This is a genomic window from Spirulina subsalsa CS-330, from assembly GCF_028330765.1.
Classification (GTDB): Bacteria; Cyanobacteriota; Cyanobacteriia; order Cyanobacteriales; family Spirulinaceae; genus Spirulina; species Spirulina subsalsa_A.
Genome location: NZ_JAQMTY010000286.1, coordinates 1 through 19,063, shown reverse-complemented (window position 1 = coordinate 19,063; position 19,063 = coordinate 1). Strand labels below are relative to the sequence as shown.

The 19,063-nt window shown below is 51.3% G+C and carries 13 protein-coding genes; 1 reads left to right on the top strand and 12 read right to left on the bottom strand.

Annotated elements, in window-relative coordinates; translation table 11 throughout:
* Positions 1–119: 119 nt before the first annotated feature.
* From PN477_RS19530 to PN477_RS19475, 12 genes are all read right to left on the bottom strand, one after another.
* Complete coding sequence (locus PN477_RS19530) at positions 120–3,005, bottom strand: CHASE2 domain-containing protein (RefSeq protein WP_272121525.1); 2,886 nt, start codon at positions 3,003–3,005, stop codon at positions 120–122.
* A 54-nt stretch (positions 3,006–3,059) separates the two neighbouring features.
* Positions 3,060–3,971: a DUF1822 family protein gene (locus PN477_RS19525; protein WP_272147570.1), complete on the bottom strand. Its 912-nt coding sequence runs from the start codon at positions 3,969–3,971 to the stop codon at positions 3,060–3,062.
* Positions 3,972–3,982: 11 nt separating this feature from the next.
* Positions 3,983–4,639, bottom strand: a complete 657-nt coding sequence (locus PN477_RS19520) for a hypothetical protein (protein WP_272147568.1) — start codon at positions 4,637–4,639, stop codon at positions 3,983–3,985.
* Positions 4,640–4,736: 97 nt separating this feature from the next.
* A complete protein-coding gene (locus tag PN477_RS19515; protein ID WP_272121520.1) occupies positions 4,737–5,186 on the bottom strand; it encodes a hypothetical protein in 450 nt (149 codons plus the stop codon).
* A gap of 101 nt (positions 5,187–5,287) precedes the next feature.
* Complete coding sequence (locus PN477_RS19510; RefSeq protein WP_417158862.1) at positions 5,288–8,167, bottom strand: CHAT domain-containing protein; 2,880 nt, start codon at positions 8,165–8,167, stop codon at positions 5,288–5,290.
* A gap of 17 nt (positions 8,168–8,184) precedes the next feature.
* Positions 8,185–8,610 (bottom strand): type II toxin-antitoxin system VapC family toxin, encoded by a 426-nt coding sequence (locus tag PN477_RS19505; protein ID WP_272121516.1) that lies wholly within the window; start codon positions 8,608–8,610, stop codon positions 8,185–8,187.
* On the bottom strand, positions 8,607–8,873 hold the full coding sequence (locus PN477_RS19500) for a hypothetical protein (protein ID WP_272121514.1): 267 nt from the start codon (positions 8,871–8,873) through the stop codon (positions 8,607–8,609). The genes PN477_RS19505 and PN477_RS19500 overlap by 4 nt, the downstream gene beginning before the upstream one ends.
* A 410-nt stretch (positions 8,874–9,283) precedes the next feature.
* Positions 9,284–11,458, bottom strand: a complete 2,175-nt coding sequence (locus tag PN477_RS19495; RefSeq protein WP_272121512.1) for a caspase family protein — start codon at positions 11,456–11,458, stop codon at positions 9,284–9,286.
* A 78-nt stretch (positions 11,459–11,536) separates the two neighbouring features.
* Positions 11,537–16,321 (bottom strand): CHAT domain-containing tetratricopeptide repeat protein, encoded by a 4,785-nt coding sequence (locus PN477_RS19490; protein ID WP_272121510.1) that lies wholly within the window; start codon positions 16,319–16,321, stop codon positions 11,537–11,539.
* Between the two features lie 27 nt (positions 16,322–16,348).
* Positions 16,349–16,768: a type II toxin-antitoxin system VapC family toxin gene (locus tag PN477_RS19485; RefSeq protein WP_272121508.1), complete on the bottom strand. Its 420-nt coding sequence runs from the start codon at positions 16,766–16,768 to the stop codon at positions 16,349–16,351.
* Positions 16,765–17,010 carry a hypothetical protein gene (locus PN477_RS19480; RefSeq protein WP_272121506.1) on the bottom strand — a complete coding sequence of 82 codons (246 nt, stop codon included), beginning with the start codon at positions 17,008–17,010 and terminating at the stop codon, positions 16,765–16,767. Before PN477_RS19480 ends, PN477_RS19485 begins: the two co-directional genes overlap by 4 nt.
* A gap of 179 nt (positions 17,011–17,189) precedes the next feature.
* On the bottom strand, positions 17,190–17,609 hold the full coding sequence (locus PN477_RS19475; RefSeq protein ID WP_272121504.1) for a hypothetical protein: 420 nt from the start codon (positions 17,607–17,609) through the stop codon (positions 17,190–17,192).
* 240 nt (positions 17,610–17,849) lie between these two features.
* Here PN477_RS19475 and PN477_RS19470 point away from each other — a divergent pair, with 240 nt between their 5' ends.
* A complete protein-coding gene (locus PN477_RS19470) occupies positions 17,850–18,836 on the top strand; it encodes a trypsin-like serine peptidase (RefSeq protein ID WP_272121502.1) in 987 nt (328 codons plus the stop codon).
* Positions 18,837–19,063: the final 227 nt, after the last annotated feature.

Genomic DNA, 19,063 nt, shown 5'->3' with positions numbered 1-19,063 from the left:
CGGCAGGGCTTGCCGTGTCAGTCTGTGGAGCGACTGTAAGACCTGAGCAGAGTAAATCTGTCAAGGCTGGTGCTATGAAGCAGAAACCCAATTAGTGATGATTGGGAATCCCCGTCTCTTTAGAGCGGGGAGGATGTCAACTTACTGCCTGCACCGATCGCGAGGGCCATGCCTGCCGGAGCCCAAGGCAACCAGCCGCCTTGCAGCAACGCCAGCCAACAGAGTCCGGACAAAAGGAGTCCCGACGCGGCGACATCCACACCCCAGACCCATGGCGCTGCCTGCTTGTGGGACAATCGCCCCACGCCAAAACCACCGATCGCAGCCCAGAGCGCGATCCAGAGGATTTCGACAAATTCCGGCAGCACCCAGATCAGCGATCGCCCATCCAACGCTGCCGCCAAAAGCTGGCTGGTCATGTGGGCCTGGAGCATAATCCCCGGCATTTCTTGGTAGGGGTGGGTTTTGGCGCTGTAGGGGGTTAAAAAATAGGGGGCTGAATTCGACAGGGGCGCGACGATCCCAAACAAAATGATGCGGTCTTCGATCAAGTCAGGATCAACCTTGCCCGCCAGGAGATCCGTCAACTTGACCATGGGGGCTGCCTCACCGGCTCGGTAGTTGAGCATGAGCTGAAAGCCGCGATTATCCAAGTGGTGATAGGCTCCGGCATGGTTGCTTAAACGATTGAGAATGGCGGGGCCGACTTGGTGCTGATTGGGCGTGATGTTTTTGATGTCAACGTTGTCTAAATGGAGATAGCGCAGGGCGAGCCGGGTGCTGAAGGCATATTCCGTTTGACAGGCATCTTCTGTTTCGGGTTGTATGAAGAGTAAGTGCCGCCGCAAGACTCGATCGGGGTCAACGATGAGATCACTAAATCCCTGCTCGGTGGTGGGGACATTAGGCGGGGGGGCAATGCCGGGTTTGTTGGGGTTGGAGGCTTCGCTGACACTACAGAGGACGATCGCATTCTCCGCTTGGAGTTGGGCGCGGAGTTGGTCTGTGCCGGGTTGGCGGGGGCGATCGCGGAATAGATTCAGGCCGATTAAGCGGGGGTTGTGGGGTTGGAGGGCGGCGATCGCCTCAGCAATCACCCCATCGGGTAAGGGCGCACCGTATTGTTGCAAATCGGTTTCCGTGGCGGTGATGACCAGGAGGCGCGGGTCTGGGGCTTCGGCGGGGCGCGATCGCATTAAGGTATCAAACGCCTGAAGCTCCATCCCTTGCAACGCTCCCAAAAGACGTAACCCGACCACCAAAGCTGTGGCGACAAGGCTGGCTATTGTTCCCCCTCGCTGCGGTGAGTTAAGGTCATCGCCTCGAAGGGCTTGGGGCTGCTGTTGGGGGAGGAGGGCTTGATAAATGGGGACAGTGCCGATCCCGGTGAGAGCGCGATCGCCGTGGTTATGGAGGCGAAAACTCTGGCCCGCACGACTGCGCACCAGCGCCGCCGTCACATCCGACAATAACACCTGCTCGCCATTGGCCAGCGCACTGACACGAGCGGCATAGTCCACCTCTTGCCCGACAAACTTCGGCCCATCTTGCAACGGTGACCCGGTGTGCATTCCGATCCGCACCTGAAGGTTACCGAGGGGGGTGGGAATGGGGTCGTTTTGGTGGCTTTGCTGGAGCTGGAGGGCCCATTGAAGGGCGACTTCTGCGCTGGTAAAGACGATAAAGTAGGAATCCCCTTCGGTCTCCACGACGCGCCCCCCGCAGTGCGAGAGCTGGGCCTCGACTCGATGGCGGTGGGGTAGCAAAATATCTTCAAAATATTGGCGATCGCGGCTGGGGCGATCGGCTCCCGTGAGCTGATTTTTGAGGACGGTGGAGTTGACGAGATTCGTAAACACCAGGGTGATCAGACCACTGTGGAGGGCGGGCTGCTGTTTACCCCCTAACTGGTGCCAGGAGGGCGGGGCGATCGCTGGATGCCGAAACGTGACCGGGAGCCAACTGGCGCAGACATAGTCTGTTTCGAGGCCTTGGAGCCGTTCCCGCGCCTCCCGCACGGCCATGGGAAACGATTGCCCGGCGGCATAGCTCTGCAAAAAATAGTCTAGAAACGCTTGGGCAACGCGATCGGGGACGGGTTCTCGCATCACGATCAGGTGAGGAATGGGCAGACTATCTAAGTCCCACGCGAGGCCTAACCCATCACAGGCGTTGAAAATCGCAATCTGGAGGCCCTGGGCGATCGCCTTTTGTAAGCCATACTTGAGTTCCTTCAGGGTTAGATGCTCGTTGGGATTGATGTAGAGATGCCCTTCATCCCCTTGGGTGCGACCATGACCGGCAAAAAAAAGGATGTCCCAGGGCTGTTCCCAGAGGTGATCATTAATGTCCCGGTGTTGAGGTTCCACTAGGGTCATCAATTCCGTGCCCGGTAGCGTTTCGAGGAGCCGACGGTCTTGTTCAACTTCGATGTCCTGACTATCCCCCAAGATCGAAAGAATCCGCACTCCATCGCCCCGGCGCGGTTGAGGATTCGGGGTCACGGTGGCCGTCTGGAGTGTTGGCGTTAGCCTTGCGGAGCAAGATCGCAGGGCCACTTCAACATTCTGGTAACAATCAATAAAATGCCAGCGCTGCCAGGGTAAGCGCAGCAAGTCCCGGCACGCACTTTGAATGACCACACGCACTTCATCGGAGGGGCTCAGGAGTTCGAGGCATTTGCGCTCAATGGCTCGGAAGCTGTTGGCCGTGAGCCAGTCATTGAGTTGACCATCCAGGTCTTGGGCGGCGGCCTGACAATCCCGTTGACGTGCAGCGGGGGAGCCATCGTAGGTGATGCGTTTCGGGGTGATCGCCCGGTCAAACAGGACAGCACGGTGATAGAGCGATCGCCACTGTTGATAACTGGCTTGCAGGGGGAGCGCGGGGGGTAAACTCCCGGTGATTTCGGTGGTGGGATATTGCCCTTCAGCGGCGATCGCTAAATTCGCGTCAAATCCCCGCTCAAAATCACCCACAAGTTTCAGGACGGCTAATTTTGCCATGGTACTGGTGTTAAAGATGGATGTGCATCATCGATGAGGAGATGAACGCCCCCCTCAAATACAAAACTGCTCCTGATGAAAAAACGTATCAAATTCGATCTGGACGATGAAGCGATCGCCCACCTCACCCTTAAATTCAAATTGAATATTTTGGTTTTCAACGCGAGCTTGGGCCTCCATCAAGGTGTTGCCCTCCTCATCTAACAACGTGAGCTGGAGTTGAGGCGGTAAATAGGGATTTTCCCCCATCGAATAAATTTCCACCGTGATGGCTTTATGCCGGTCACTAACGGTGTGAATCCCCGCCACGAGGGCAATTCGCATCCCGGAGGCAAACTCCAGCGGTTTCGCTCGGCGCACAGAATCACTTTGCAATCGCCACGCCAATTGAGGGGTTTGGAGTTGGGCGGCAACTGCGGCGAGGGCATCCCAGCCCGATGTGATTTGACCGTTTAACCAGGCACTGAGGTTGATCTGGCTCTGGGCTTCTAAGCGGGTCAGGTACTCAATCAGGGTCGAAATCGGTTGCAGTTGGGCGAGGGGTAGGGGATTGTGCGAGAGGTGGGGGACAAAGCCCAGCAATTCGGCCTCATCGGTAAAAAAGTCAATTTTCACCACCACATAGCCGAGGCGATCGCGCTCAACTTCCGGGGGAATGGCGATCGCGGTCGGGGGTTCCGGACTCGCCTCAATCACCCGACATTCCAACCGTCCCAAATTCTCCAGCATCAAGTCACAGCCCTCCGTGGCAAACTGCACCGCCGGATTCCAACTATCACTCTGCTCCGGATGGCTGACAATGCCGACAATCTTCAAAAAGTTCGCCACCGCTGCGATCGCCACCGTATTCAAATACACTTGACGCGCTTTGCTTGCCTCCGGCTGTTGTGCGGCAAACTGTCGAGCCCGGCGTTGCATCGCGGCGGTGAGTGGGATAACCGGGGTTATTTCTTCTGGGCAAGACATGGTAGACATGATTAAGGTGTTCTCCGTGGTTGTGATTTTTTAACGGTGTCGAGGAAGCCTTGAGCCACCCCAAATTCCCGTAAAATCGGGATGCAGCGGCGGCAATACCACTTCGGCAAATCTTTCGCTTCGGCCGCGTTTAACTCCAACTCAGCCGCAATCTCACCCCAAGTCGCTTCCGGTGGTAAACGCCGTTGACAGAGCCGTTGACAGTTCCCCTCCGGACGTTTCCGGAAGCAGAGTTTCCGCAGACGATGATCCGGATCAGTCTGTACCCACTCTAGGGTTTGTTGCCAGATCGCGAGACTGGCTTGGGCATCGGGGGGCGCGGGGAGGCGTTCTGCGAGGGGGGGTAAGGTTGTGCTGCCCCCTTCCACGTCCTGAACGTGTTTCGTTGCACTGCGCTGTTGAGCATACCGATACCGACTGAGCCGCCGTTTGAGTTCGTCATCGAGCCAGGTGATCACTTGTTTAACGGTGGGGTCGTAGTCTTCGAGATGATGGCAGCAATATTCCCACATTTCCTGAAGTGCATCGTTGTAATAGGGTTGGCGATCGCACCAGAGTTTCCCAGACCGCGTGACCTGTTGATAAATCCGATAGAGGGTTTGGCGACGTTCATTACTCTGGGGAGGATACTCTAAGGCCTGGGCGACAAGCTGTTTCAAGGTTGCGTTGAGATCATCCATAAGCCATGACATTGAACAAGACTGAGTTGAATACGCCTAGGGTGTCAACCCCAGGCTAAGCGCGGGGAGGTTGACCCTAGAATTCAAACACGAACTGCACCGATGGGCCTTGGTGCAGCAATGATGCGGACGACCCAAACCCGCCCACACCGGACGGTAACTGATAGGTTTGTGGAAAAATCGACGGAACAACCGAGACACCGCGCCCAACCAAGACATCGTAACCACTGCGCACGGACAGCCCACTGCCCGATTGTGTCATCCAAAAAAGGCTCGGCTGCGGTTGAGGGAGCGCAACGATCGGCCCTGTGGTGCTGTCGGGATTGTCAAAGTCACTAGACCCACCGATGGCGCTAAACATATAGATGTTGGTGGCCTGGGTTGGCCCCAAGAGGGCGCTGTTGGTAGAGGTGTGGGTGGGTTCTGAGAATGGGGTTTCAGGGGTTTGTGCGATCGCGTCACCTGATGCCACAAGTGCGGTGGAGCTAGCAAGACAAACGGCCAAAACTGTTTTGAGTGCGTTCATAAAATTGGTTCCTCCTGTGGAGGCTTAAATCACCTTACTGATTTACAGGAGGCTAAACGAACGTTTTCGCACTTTTGCCCAAACAACTTTTTTCAGCCTGTTTAATCCGCTTCGCCAATCAGCGTGAACGCTGCCCAGTTGCGGGGTTCGGGGTGGGTTTGCATGGTTTTTAACATGGCTTGGCGCAGGGCTTGGGCATTGTCGCCGAGGCTCTCCCGCTGTTGATAAAATTCGGTCATCAATGCCGCCGTGGGCGCGTCGGGGACTTGCCAGAGGGACACCAAAACGCTAGGCACTCCCGCCGAAACGAACGATCGCGACAACCCCACCACGCCATCCCCGGTAATTCGCCCCCGCCCCGTATCGCAGGCTGAAAGCACCACTAAATCCGCTTTTAAATCCATATCGAAAATTTCTTCGGCGGTGAGCAGGCCGTTGGTTGTACCCGGTGCGGGTTGAAAGTTGGCATCGGGGGCGAGGGCGATCGCGCTTCCCATGCCGCGAATATCATCAAGCAATCCATGGGTGGCGAGGTGAATAATTTCGGCATCTTGCATCTCTGCAACCATGGCGGATTTTGTCGCTCTGTTGCCGGTGAAGGCTTGGGTGTTGAGGAGGTTGGCGATTTCGATTGCTTCGGTTTCGGCTCCGGGGAGGGAGGTGAGGGGTTCGGGGGCGGTGTCAGGATCTAAATCATGGTCAAGGCTGGGCATGGTGGGATTGCCGACGATTAACGCCCCTTGGCCGCTGCTTTGGTTTTCTTTTTGGCTGCGGGTGAGTTCGAGGGTTTGGATCGAGGGGGTGGTTAAGATGGTGTGTTTTTCAATCAGATAGTCGCCATTGACATCCATGAGGGCGGGGAAGGGAACGAGAAAGAGGGAGCTTTGGGGCACAAAGACAACGCGATCTTCGGGGTTTTCGGGGAGGAGATCGGCGATGGGTGCGATCAGGAGTTCGTGGAGTTTGGGGAGAAGAAAATCATCATCAAAGCATTGTCGTCTGCTTTCATCACGGGGCAGGACGGCAACGAGGCGGTTGAGAGTCCGCAGGTTTAGACCTCGCACGCCCAAGGAATCACGAGTACATTTTACGAGATCATCCAGACGTAAATTGTTATCACGCCAGAGGGATGTGAGGTCAACTTGGCGAAAGGTGATGTCACCGCTGGGGGCGATCACCCAAATGTAGAGGGTGGATTCTTCACCAATGATGGAATATTCGACGAGGGTAGCGTTTTGCTCCTTAGCGATTTGTTGGATTTTGGCGAGGTTGGGGGGTGCGATCGTGGCGTTGGGGTCATTGGGGTTGAGGCGGCGGTGAAGGAGTTCGACGAAGGCACGGGCGCGACCGCGTTCAGCGGTTTCGAGGGCAGCGATCGTTTTGTTTTGGGCGACTTGGGCGCGTTGGAGTAGGCGGTAGGTGTTGGATTGTCGCTCGAAGATAGAGACTTTATTAGTGTCGTTGTCGCCGAGATCAGCACGGATTGATTCCTTGATTTCAGCAGCAGCGAGGAGTTGTTGTTCGGCTTCGGGGGCGCGATCGAGGTTAAAAAGAGCCAATCCAAAATTATGCAGGGATATGGATTCTAAATCGCGATCGCCAATTTCTTTTGTGATCTCAAAAGATTTTTGATAAGACTGAATCGCCTGTTCGTACTCACCCATCGCATTATAGACAAGACCAATATTATTCAAACTAATAGCTGCACTCCTACGATCCCCCATTGCTTTGACAACATCAAAGTTCTGATTATAAAAATCAAGGGCTTGCTCATATTGGTCGAGAGAATGATGGATAGCGCCTAAGTTTCCAAAAGCATTTGCTTGTCCCTGAAGATCTCCAATTTCTTGGGCTATATTCAAATGCTGCTGGTGAATTTCAAGCGCCGCATCGTATTGACCGATAGACCACAGTACGATCCCTAAATTTCCTAAAGAGGCAGCTTCACCACGACGATCATTATTTTCTTGTGCTAATTCAAGAGATTCCCGATGAAACTCAATTGCTCGGCGGTATTGAGCTAGCCCGTAATAAGTCCTACCTAGCTCACCTAGTGTTCTCGCTTGTCCTCGTTGATCATCCGTTGCCTTCTGGATAGATAAAGCTCTTAAATATAAATCAATTGCTTTTTCATACTGACTCAAGGAGTGGTAAGCAATACCCAGATTTCCAAGAGAGCTAGCCTCACCCTCACGGTCGCTGATTTGCCGGGCGATTTCTAGAGAGATTTCATACAGATTAATCGCCTGCTCATATCGCCCTACTGCGTGATAAGCCAAACCCAAGTTATTGAGTGAGGACATTTCTCCTCGGAAATCGCCAATTTCCCGATTGAGTGCCAAAGACCTTGAATAAAATTCAATCGCTTCTTCGTATTGACCCAAAGAATAGAGGGCAACACCTATGTGACCTAGGACTTGTGCTTCACCTTGCTTATTTCTTGCCTCTTGAAGTAGTGATAGAGACTGTTCCCAGGACTGTAACGCTGCACGGAACTCACTAGCTTGAAATTGCTGAATTCCCTGCTGAAACAAACGATTTGTCTCAGCCTGCCTAGGCTCGTTACCTCTAGAGTTAGGCTGCTCCAAACTTCGTAAACCTTGTTGTGCATCTTGCGCTAGCTGTGTAAATCCTGTCAACTGAGCAACATTCAGTAAGAATTGAAAAGTTTCTCTAGCTCGCTCGACTTCTCCCAAGCCAGCGTAAGCGTACCCTGAAAGCAAAGTACTTCCAGCAACAGCCCGTCCATTCTGAAGTTCTTGGTAGATTGAACGTGCTTGTTGCAATAGTTCAAGCGCAGTTTGGTAATTACCTAATTCAAGCTGTTCACGCCCTTTTCTAAACAAACGGCTTGCCTCGGCTTGTCGCTCCTCTACCGTCTGCGCGATCGCACCCCCATCCAACCCCACCACCCCAACCGGCAACCCCACCAGCAAAACCCCTGCCACCAAGCCGCTCCACAGCGTTGTTGATAACCGCATATCATCAAATCTCCTAATTACTTTTGTGGATAAAACACCCGTACAAATGACTCCTGACGATAACGCCGATACACATCAAAATCCTGATCCAGCGTCGCAATCTGAGCAATATTCAATCGCTCCGAAATCGCCACCAACGACAAATCTGCAAAATCGGCCGGTAAATCTTGGTAGGTGTGATTTAACGCCTGAATCCTCCGATAATCCTCTGCAATCAATGGCTCCGCTCGGATAATTCCCTGCTCTAGAGCAGACAAAAAATGATTCTGCACCCGAACCTCCGGTGCTAAAAGCCACATCACCTCCGTTACACAAGCAACCGTTGTGATGAGTTGCTCAGTACAACGCCCCAGAAACTCAACCACTGGGCTGTGATAGCGATCGCGGCGATTATAGAACGCCACTAAAACCCCACTGTCCACCAACACAAAACGGCTGCTCATGGTTCGTGCTGTGCGGATTGTCTGGCCTGTAAGTGTTCCGCAATCTTGCCCTTGCGAACCGATCGCGCTGATAAATCCACTTCACCATCAAATAATGCCGCGTTGTAATTCTCCATTCTGTCTAGAACAGTCTGAGACGGTCTGATGGTAGCCAAATAATCTCTTAAGAGCTTTTTCACCAACTCCTGACTAGGAACACGCTCCTGAGCGAGAATTTCAATCAAGTATTGTTCAGCTTCATCATCTAAATTAACGGCTAGCATTGTTCACATTGCTCCTATCAATTCCACTCTCAAATCCTAACCAACTCATTCATTGAGTTGGTACTCACCCCACCGGGCAACCCCACCAGCAAAACCCCCGCCACCAAGCCGCTCCACAGCGTTGTTGATAATCGCATACCGTCAAACCTCCTCAAAAAACAACAATCGGGCAGGGAGACCCAGCCCCTACAATTACCCATTTACAGGACGCTCAACCCCCGTTTTCGCAATTTGGCAGGAAAATTGTTGAAGCGTTTCAGCCACAACCGCCCAAAACTGAAGTTCTTGGCTCAGAGCGAAAGTGGGCTGAAGCACACTGTGAAACCCGTTTTAACGGGTTTTCGCTCTGAGGCGGGGCGTTTAATCCCTGACGGACTGGGCGGAACCGCTGCTTGAGCGCGAGCAGTCTATCAAACCACTTCAAAGGCGATCGCGATCGCTGCCATCGCATCCGTATCCATGCGATAAAACTCATACTCACTGCGATCGCGGGCCGCAAACCCCCGACTTGCCCCCCTCGCAAAATCACTCATCAAATCCACCGGATTCGATACTGATACATACCCCCGTGACATCCCCGCACTCCGGGCCAACGAGCGCAGCCGTTTAATCGCGTCGGTCATCGGTTTTTCACTGGCGATCACAAGCATTTCCCCTGCGCCCACCTCATCACTAACCAAGACAAAATCACGCTTCGCCGGGTCAGGAATGAGCAAACGCTGACGGCTGGGGATTTTCGTCGTTGCTTCGAGTTGCTCATCGGGGACATTTTGGTGCTCATTGGGAAAGAGGATCGTGATGTCGCCGGACACATCAATCACCATCACCGCAAGATAGAGATCTTGGCTGTGGTTGTTGGTGATTTCGAGTTGGATGGCTTCATTCACCGGCACTCGTGCCAATTGATAAGGGTCAGTGGTGGCGGTGCTGTTGCCCCGAAAGGTGAAGGCTTGGCCGAGAATGGTGGTTTGCGATCGCTCCAATTTCAGCGTCACTTGCACATCAAGGGCTGAGGATTGGGCGTTGAGGGTTTGGGAAATTACACGGGTGGCGAGGAGTCCCTTGATTTTGGGCTGGAGGCGTTGCCATACTGCCTGGGGACGTTCGCCCGGCAGCCCAAAGGATTTCGGCAACAGTTCCAAACTGGGGGAAAAGAGTCCGATACTGCCAAGTGAGGGCATCTGGGCGTTACTGGGGACGCTGATTTGGGCTTGATTGGCGGCGGTAATTTGGCCGATGATGTAGTGAACGGTGCGCGGGTAGCGGCCATTTTCGCCATTGACAGGTACGATGCGCGAGTTTTGGCGCAGACGATCCGCGATCGCGCCCCGATCCTGCCCCAAGGACTCATCCAACCCGATCACCAACGTCAGATCGCGGGGAATCGCCCGTGCATATTCTTGTAATAACGTGCCGACGGGCACGGAACCCTCAACGGTGGCGATCGCTTCTAATCCCACCCGATCCGTCACCGTCACCCGTGCTTCACTCTGCTCCAGGGGGACTAATTCACTTTCGCGCCCAAAGGCCCGAATCGTCTTCCCATCTAACCCACCGAGCCACAACGTCGCCCGATTCCCATCGAGAGCCGTCACCACCGCATCCGCCGCCCGATTCACTGGCGGCGTGAAGTAAATCGGCACGGCCTGACCGGCCCGGTCTGGATGCACTTCATAGAGGGGATCTTGGGCGGAAATTTCATCAATGCGATTCTGAACGACTGCGATCGCATCCCGTACCTCCGTCGTCTGCTGCCACAGATATTGCGTCAATAAATAGGTAAATCCCCCCGCAAAAAAATCTTCAAAGGGATAATCGATCGCCAACTGCTGCGGCTGGGTCGAAGCCAGCACCGTCCCCACCGCAATCCCGCGGCGGCGGGCCTCCTGAAAGTCCGTCGTCTCCCAGCCCAAACGCCCCAACAGAGATTCTTGATAGGCAAATTCTGCCTCGGCCACATTGCGCCCCGGCTCCCCCGCCCGGACGATCGCCTGTCCCCGCGTCCCGCCCCCGGAATAGCAACTATCGAGCACCGTCGTCACATTCTCCGTCTGCCGCCGCAACAGTGACATCAACAGAAACAGGGTTTGCCCCATAATGTCGCTCACATTTTCACCATTGGGGCTATCTTCATCCGCCGGAATGAACGTACTATTAATCGGATTATTGGGATCAATCGGGGTCGGATCATCCACCCGCGACCCATGGCCCGAATAGTGAAACACCACCACATCCCCAGTTTTGGCTTGGCCGAGTAAATGGTTTTCAAAAGCGGCTAAAATCCCTTGCCGACTGGCTTCCCCATCGGTGAGGGTGAGAATATCTTGGGGCTGAAACCCGAACCGATGGATCAAAAGTTGCCGTTGCAGGGCCACATCATTGACGCAGCCGCGCAGGTCGCCCACACTGCGATCGCTCTTGTAGTCATTAATCCCAATCAGCAGGGCCAATTTACGCGGCGTACTTTGAGCGATCGCTTTTCCATAGCGCAACGCTTGGCGACCCAGTTGGCTCTGGCTCATCCCCAAGGTGGCGAGGGTGGCGGCGCTGAATTGAAGAAAATGGCGGCGTTTGAATTTAGACATGATGATTTTTTAATGATGGTAAAGGTTCAATTGTGATGGCATAACACTAGAAAAATGACGCACCCCAACATCCAAACATTAATCGGCTTCCCCAATCAGGGTAAACGCTGCCCAGTTGCGGGGTTCGGGATGGGTTTGCATCGTTTGTAACATCGCTTGGCGCAGGGCTTGGGCGTTATCCCCCAAGCTCTCCCGCTGTTGATAAAATCGGGTCATCAGGTCAGCGGTGGGGGCATCGGGGACTTGCCAGAGGGAAACGAGCAGACTGGGCACGCCGGCGGAGATGAAGGCGCGTGATAGGCCGATCACACCATCCCCGGACAGGTCGCCCCGCCCGGTATCGCAGGCACTCAACACCACCAATTCCGCATTCAACGGCTCATCCATCAGGAGGATTTCGCTGGCACTCAGGAGGCTGTCATTCCATTCTGAGCTTGTTGAACCTTCGGGGGCGAGGGCGATCGCACCGGGAACATCGGTTCCGAAGTCTTCGAGGAGTCCATGGGTGGCGAGGTGAATGATGGATGCGTTGGTGAACTGTTGGAGGACGGCGGTTTTGGTGGCATCGGCTCCGAGGAGGGGGTTTGTGCCGAGCAGGTTGGCGATCGCGATCGCTTCTCGTTCGGCTCCGGGCAGTTGGCTGAGTTGGATGGTTTCACCGTCGGCAAAGGTGACTTCGGGCATGGTGGGGTTGCCCACGACGAGGGGTTTACCGTTGCGGTTACGTTGGGTTTGGGCGTTGCGGCGCACGGTGTCGAGAACGCGAATGGAGGGGGCGGTGAGGATGGTGTGTTTTTCGATCAGATAGTTGCCGTCTTCGTCCATGAGGGCGGCGAAGGGCACAAAGAAGAGTTCACGATGGGGCACGAAAATGACGCGATCTTCGGGGTTGGTGGGGAGGAGGTCTGCGATCGGTTCAATGAGGAGACGGTGCAGTAACCATAGTTGAGTTGCTTCGTCGTATTTTGGGTCTGAACCATCACGGGGACGAACAGAGATCAGGCCGCGATCGCGCAGATTCAAGGCTTCACGAGTATTGCTAACTAGCTCATCCTGGAACATGGAAACCGTAGAATCAGCAAAGCTACGAAAATGAACTTCTCCATCCGGTTGCACAACCCACATCAAAATTTGATAGTTACTAATTACAGAATATTGAACTAACGTTGCGTTCTGCTCACGAGCCACTCGTTTGATCTGTTCTAGATTGATGCTATCAGATGATAGTGATTCGGTATTTTCTTGGGGTAGACGGCTCGCCAGTAAATCCGTTAAAGCACGAGCACGTCCCTGCTCTGCAATGATGAATGCTTCATTGTATTTCTCTTGTGCAAGCAACACCTGTTGTAAATCTTGATAAACGCCAGATGCAATTCCAGATTGCGAAAATGTTACTTTTTCAAGATCATGATCCCCCAGAGCATCCCAGGCAGTCTCTAACGTATCCATGGCTTCTTTGAGTAAAACTTCTGCTTCGGGTTGTGGAAGCAAATTAGCTAGCTCTCTGATATTTTGAATTTCAAGAATATAATCACCACTGCTTCGTGCCACATCAATAGCGTCCCGGTAAAATTGAACAGATTGATGTTTATTTTGAGAAGCGGCTGCAAGCAAAGACAAGGCATTGATCTCATGGCTTCGATCACCAAACATAGTGCGACCACCTAGATGAAATTGTTTTGTTATCTCTAGAGACTCATTGAAGTATGCAATTGCTTTGTTTCGATCTACAGGAATTTCCATTTGCTCAGCAGCACGAGCAACATCTAAAACAGTTGCAAATCCTCCCTGCCCATCAAAGACTATTAGCATAGGTGAACCTGTCGGTCTCCAATATGTCAATCCTAATAGACGTAATGTTGTAGCCTCTCCTCTCCGATTTTCAATCTCACGATACAATTCTAGACTCCTCTCAAAGTATTCACGAGCTTCTTGATACTTCTGATCACCAAAGTATATTAACCCGATATTATAATTTATTTGTGCTTCCAATCTTTCTTTATCAGATAAAGTGGAATTCCTTAATTTTCTTAAACTGTCTTGGAAGTAGTTCATAGCTACTTCTGAATCACTAAAACGCCGGTAAGCAAACCCTAAATTGATTAGCTGTTGGATCTCTAGCTTTAGATCACGATAAGTCATCGCTAAATTCAGGGATGACTCATAAAAACCAAAAGACTTTTGATGATCACCTAAGTTTTGGTAAATGGCTCCCAAAAAACTCAAAGATCCTATTTTTCCTCTGACATCACCAATTTCTTCCTGAATTTCTAATGCCTGACTTATATAAAAAATAGCTTGTCGAGGTTGATCGAGAATTGAATAGGATTGTGCTAGATAGCCTAAAGCCAAAGATTCAAGAATAGGATATTCTTTCTCTCTAGACATCTTTATTTGTTTCTCATGAAAGGTAATTGCATCTTGCATACTTGACCTTGTTTCAAAGTTGATCAAAGCATAAAATTCTTCCACATCTTCTCTGATTTCACTGACTAATTCATCATCACCAATTGCTTCTGCTACTTTAAGTGCTTGAAAAGAAAAATCGAGATATTCTGTAAACTTACGAGTACGACGATTAGCTCTTGCTATTCCCCTGAGCGCGTTTACTTGCATCCTCTGATTACTTAAATTTTCTGCTAAGGCAAGAGCTTGTTCATGAAAAATTATCGCCTGCTCATATTGTTCCAGTTCAAAATATACATTCGCTAAATTATTTAAAGAATTGAGTTCTCCCGGGCGATCGCCCAATTCTCTCTTTATTTCGATGGACTGCTGCTGAAGTTCAATAGCGCGTTCATACTGCTCAAGCTCTCTATAGGCAATACCTAGTTGGTTAAGTGCATAAGACTCCAATTGACGATCGCTAATTTCTTGTGCGATTGCCAAGACTTGTTCCTGAACCTCTATTACCTTCTCGTAACGTTCTGCATTATCGTAAAGAATTCCTAAAGAGAATAAAGAATCTGCAACTTGCTGGCGAGTACCACTTTCCTGGATTCTTACAAGATTTTGTTCAAAAAATTCAATCGCTTGTTCAAACTGATTCAGACCAATATAAATGGATGTCAAGTTTCGTAGAGTAGTTTCCTGACCCTCTTGATCACCAATATCTTGCTTGATCTCAAGTTCTCGCTCGAAAAATGAAATTGCCCGCTCATTTTGTTCTAACTTACGATACAACGAACCAAGATATCCAAGCGAATGAGCTTCATTCTCACGATCGCCCAGCCCTTCCCGAATCTCCAACGCTTGCTGATGAAACTCGATAGCTTTTTCATACTGTTCTAATGAGTCATATCGATTACCGAGATACGTTAGCGATTGTGCTATTTTTTCAGGATCATTAAGCTCTTGCCAAATCGCAAGTGCTTGTTGATGAAACCCAATCGATTTTTCATAGTCTCTTAATGCTCTGTATGAAATGCCAATATAGTTTAACGTATCAGCAGAACCGGCGCGATCGCCGATGTCTTGCCGAATCTCCAATGCCTGCTCAAAAAATGGAATGGCTTGCTCATTTTGATCTAATTTATGATGAGCGATGCCAATGCTATACGCAGCAAGAGCTTCACCCTCGCGATCGCCGATTTCTCTCCTAATATTTAATGCTTGTTCTAAGAATTGAATTTCCTGCTCATGTTGATCTAAATCTCGATAAGCTAAACCAATATTATATAAAGAACGAGATATGTCTGTTTGATCGCCAATCTCTCGTCGAATCGCTAGAGCCTGTTGATGAAACTTTAGGGATTGTGTGTAATTCCCTAAAGAGTCAAATGCAATAGCAATATTACTTAATGCATTTGCTTCACTTTCCTGATCCCCGATTTCTTGAGAAAGTTCAAGTGATCGCTGATACGCTTCAATGGCTTTCTCCTTCTGATTTAACTCATTGTAGGTATATCCCACACTAGAAAATAATCTGCTGGCATCTTCTAGTTCCCCAATTTCTTGATAAATGGTCGCAGCTTGTTCAAACACCTCGATCCGCTTTTGGGGTTCATCTGACTCGCCATAAAGAACCCCTAAATTCCCTAAAACATTCGCTTCCCATTCCCGATCGCGCAATTCTCGATACAGTTCTAAAGACGTTTCATAGGATGCGATCGCCTCATCATATTGACCTAAATCTTTATAGGTAGCACCAAGATTATTCGACAGAGAGGCAACCCGCTCGCGCTCCCCTAATTCTCGATAAAGTGCGATCGCCTGCTCATAAAACTCAACCGCCCGTTGAAATTCTTCAAGACGATGATCGTAAGTGCTGCCTAAATTCGCTGAAGTACGTGCAATACTTTCGCGATCGCCCGCCTCACGATAGAGAGCTAATGCCTGTTCCCACACTTGTACCGCCCCTCGATAATTGCCCGCATCATATTGTGACCCCGCCTGATTAAATAAGCGACGGGCTTCGGATAACTGAGTTCGCGGTCTAGTTGCCCTCGCCTGTACAACCTCCCACCGCAACCGATACCGCCCGATCGCGCCACTATTTTTCGTCGTCACCGCGATCGCAAACTCACCACTCTCCGGCACTCTCACCACCAACCGCGCATTCGTCCCACCGCCGCTATTGTCATCCTCCGCAACCCCATTCCCCTCAGCATTCAGCAACACCAGCACCGCATCAAAATCATCACTCTCAAGCGCGATCGTCAATAATCCACCCGGACGGCCCGTAAACCGATGAATCGCGTAATAGACCCCAGTGCTTTCTATGCGCGGATTTTCTTCTGTCAATACTCCATCCGCAACTTGCTCATTCGACTGTGCCTGAGCTAACCCCGTCACCCCAGTCGGCAACCCCACCAGCAAAACCCCCGCCACCAAGCTGCCCCACAGCGTTGTTGATAACCGCATTGGCTCAAAACCTCCTCATCAATTAACCTAAAACTCAAACCAATTCTCAATCGTCAAACCCTCAAAATCCTGAAAATCTGACACATTATTCGTCACCAAAACCAAATGATTACAAAAGGCAATACTGGCAATTTGTCCATCCACAAATGCAGGAGTCCTCCCCACCTTAGATAACCTTGCCCGCTCCCTTGCGTGCCATCGTGCCGCCTCCCGATCATAATCAAACACAGGTAAACTTAAGACCGACTCCTGAATGTATTGCCACAGAACATCCTGTCGCTTGGACGGTGCTAAACGCCAGCAACCATACAAAAGTTCATGGACAACAATACTCGCCACACCGATCTCAAACTGATGCTGCTCCAATTTGCTTAAAACCGCTTCATTCGGGCTGGGGCGGCTTGGCTCAGACAGAATATTGGAGTCCAGCAAAAATTGAACCGTCATAACACAATCTCTCGACCAGGGGCGCGATCCCTGATATCCGCAAAATCTTCATCCGTAAATATTAAACCCTCTCTTTGTAGAGCCGTTCTAAAGTTGAGAACACCCTGCCAAAATGTCGCTTCTTTTCTGCCTGTATCATGACAATTACTCTCCAATAATTTGGTTTGTAGCACTGCTAAAAGTGATTGTTGTTCAGGTCTCGATAAATCATCAAGAGACTGAATCATTTCCTGCAACGTCATGGTGTCCGACCCTCCATTAATAACTTTCCTGGATCATACCCAATTCCCAGCCATCACCTCCAAGGGTTGATCAACCTAGCTACAGGACGCTCAACACCCGTTTTCGCAATTTTCCAGACCATTCATCGAAATTTCCTGCTGAAGCTAACGGTTCGCTTCAGCAGATTGGAAGTCGGGGATTATTGAGCAGCAGCACGTTGTACAACCTGCAACCCTTTTCGCGCTTGGTCTTCTAGCCATTGAAAATCTGAGTCGATCGCCAGATCTAACAAGCCTTGGAAAATGCCCCGTGCTCGTTCCGTTTCACCCAAACCGACAAGGGCATACCCCGAAAGTAACGCGGCTTGAACCATGCCGGCTCCATCTTCAATCTCGCGATAGATGGCGTAAGCCTGTTGCAGACCGGTCAGTGCTGCTTGGTAATTCCCTGATTTGAGATTTTCACCCCCGGCTTTCACCAAACGCTCTGCTTGCGACTGCTGATCTTCCGCCGTCTGCGCGATCGCCACCTGTGACCGCTGCGCCACATCCAATCCCGGCAACACCACACACAACGCCCCCGTCAAAACTCCGACCCACAATTTCATCGCTAAACGCATTGGTTTTTCTCCTCTGGGTTTCAAATAAAACAACCTTATCCATTTACAGGACGCTCAACCCACATTTTCGCAATTTCCCCTTTTGAACCCCATTCATAAAACAATTCCGTCTGTTTTTTAGGGAGGTCAAAATAACCCTAAACTCATTTACAGGACGCTCAAACAACAATTTCGCAGTTTTGCAAAAAACAAAAAATTAGGTCAGAATAGCGGACGTATTATTTCTGATCAAAAAATCCCATGAAACAGTCTCTTTTGGCTGCGATCGCTACCAGTAGTCTCCTCCTCACCTTCTCCATGCAAACAGTGCATGGAGAAGGTGAATCGAGCCTCTCGATTAACAGTGCAGCCCTCGAAGCATTGGGGATTCCACTTGACGAAAGCCCAGGTTTTCAACCCGATCATCTGTCTGTGGTGGATAATCCGGCTCAAAATACACGGGTTGTGATTGGTGAGGATGAACGCACCCCGGTCTTGATGCGGGCGTATCCCTATAGCGCGATCGGTCGTTTGGAGTGGCGGGATGCCAAGGGTGAGATGCAAGGGTGGTGTACCGGAACCTTGATTGGCCCTGATGTGGTGTTGACGAATTCCCATTGTTTGCTGGATGCGGAGACCGAAGAAGTGATCACAGAGGAGGACTATGGCAAACGGCGCGATCGCTTAGTCTTTCAAGCCAACCTGATCCAGGGTGAAGGACAGGCCACCGCCCAAGTTGTCACCTATGATTACGGCTGGAAAGAGGATCAAAATCCCGCCCATGATTGGGCGGTGCTGCGTTTAGATCAACCCTTGGGCGAAGAGGCGGGCTATCTGCCCTGGCTTGACCTTGACCTTACGAATCGCGGCATTCTCAACATCTTGGCGGGCAAGGTGCGGGTAGCGGGCTATTCCTACGATTTTCCCGCCGCAGACCGGCCAGAATTCGGAAAACCAGGGGAAACCGCCGGATTGAGCTTTGATTGCACCATTCTTGATGCACCGGGTGAAGGGAATCTCGCCGGCGTATTGTTCCATCAATGCGATACCAATGCCGGCGCGTCGGGCAGTGCGCTGTTTGTGCAAACGGATGATGGCACGTATCACATTGTCGGGTTACATGCGGGGGCGAATGAATTGGTGGAAGAAATGACCCTCCCCACGGGCGAAACTGCATCGATGGTCAATCGCGGGGTGCAGGTGAATCGTTGGCGGGCCGCTGCGCTGAAAATGTTGGCGGCAGATTGAGCGATCGCACCCCCATCAAAAAACCCGCCGTGCTCAGGGGCGGGTTGTATGGGGAACCAATTGGCGGGCGATCGCCGCCACCAATTGATTATCTTAAATGTGCAAAGAAGACTCCCACTATAAAGCGAGTCCGAGTAGAGTTACCGAAGGTAACGGCGGACATGCCTTTTAGTGGCGAGATGAATTTGCACCAACAAACAAATCGAGCGACAGCGAGTCCTTTAATT

What these genes read in the sequence shown, in the direction of transcription:
- PN477_RS19530 (WP_272121525.1), bottom strand. Translation starts at nt 3,005, where the DNA reads ATGGCAAAATTAGCCGTCCTGAAACTTGTGGGTGATTTTGAGCGGGGA.
- PN477_RS19525 (WP_272147570.1), bottom strand. Translation starts at nt 3,971, where the DNA reads ATGTCTTGCCCAGAAGAAATAACCCCGGTTATCCCACTCACCGCCGCG.
- PN477_RS19515 (WP_272121520.1), bottom strand. Translation starts at nt 5,186, where the DNA reads ATGAACGCACTCAAAACAGTTTTGGCCGTTTGTCTTGCTAGCTCCACC.
- PN477_RS19510 (WP_417158862.1), bottom strand. Translation starts at nt 8,167, where the DNA reads ATGCGGTTATCAACAACGCTGTGGAGCGGCTTGGTGGCAGGGGTTTTG.
- PN477_RS19505 (WP_272121516.1), bottom strand. Translation starts at nt 8,610, where the DNA reads ATGAGCAGCCGTTTTGTGTTGGTGGACAGTGGGGTTTTAGTGGCGTTC.
- PN477_RS19500 (WP_272121514.1), bottom strand. Translation starts at nt 8,873, where the DNA reads ATGCTAGCCGTTAATTTAGATGATGAAGCTGAACAATACTTGATTGAA.
- PN477_RS19495 (WP_272121512.1), bottom strand. Translation starts at nt 11,458, where the DNA reads ATGTCTAAATTCAAACGCCGCCATTTTCTTCAATTCAGCGCCGCCACC.
- PN477_RS19490 (WP_272121510.1), bottom strand. Translation starts at nt 16,321, where the DNA reads ATGCGGTTATCAACAACGCTGTGGGGCAGCTTGGTGGCGGGGGTTTTG.
- PN477_RS19485 (WP_272121508.1), bottom strand. Translation starts at nt 16,768, where the DNA reads ATGACGGTTCAATTTTTGCTGGACTCCAATATTCTGTCTGAGCCAAGC.
- PN477_RS19480 (WP_272121506.1), bottom strand. Translation starts at nt 17,010, where the DNA reads ATGACGTTGCAGGAAATGATTCAGTCTCTTGATGATTTATCGAGACCT.
- PN477_RS19475 (WP_272121504.1), bottom strand. Translation starts at nt 17,609, where the DNA reads ATGCGTTTAGCGATGAAATTGTGGGTCGGAGTTTTGACGGGGGCGTTG.
- PN477_RS19470 (WP_272121502.1), top strand. Translation starts at nt 17,850, where the DNA reads ATGAAACAGTCTCTTTTGGCTGCGATCGCTACCAGTAGTCTCCTCCTC.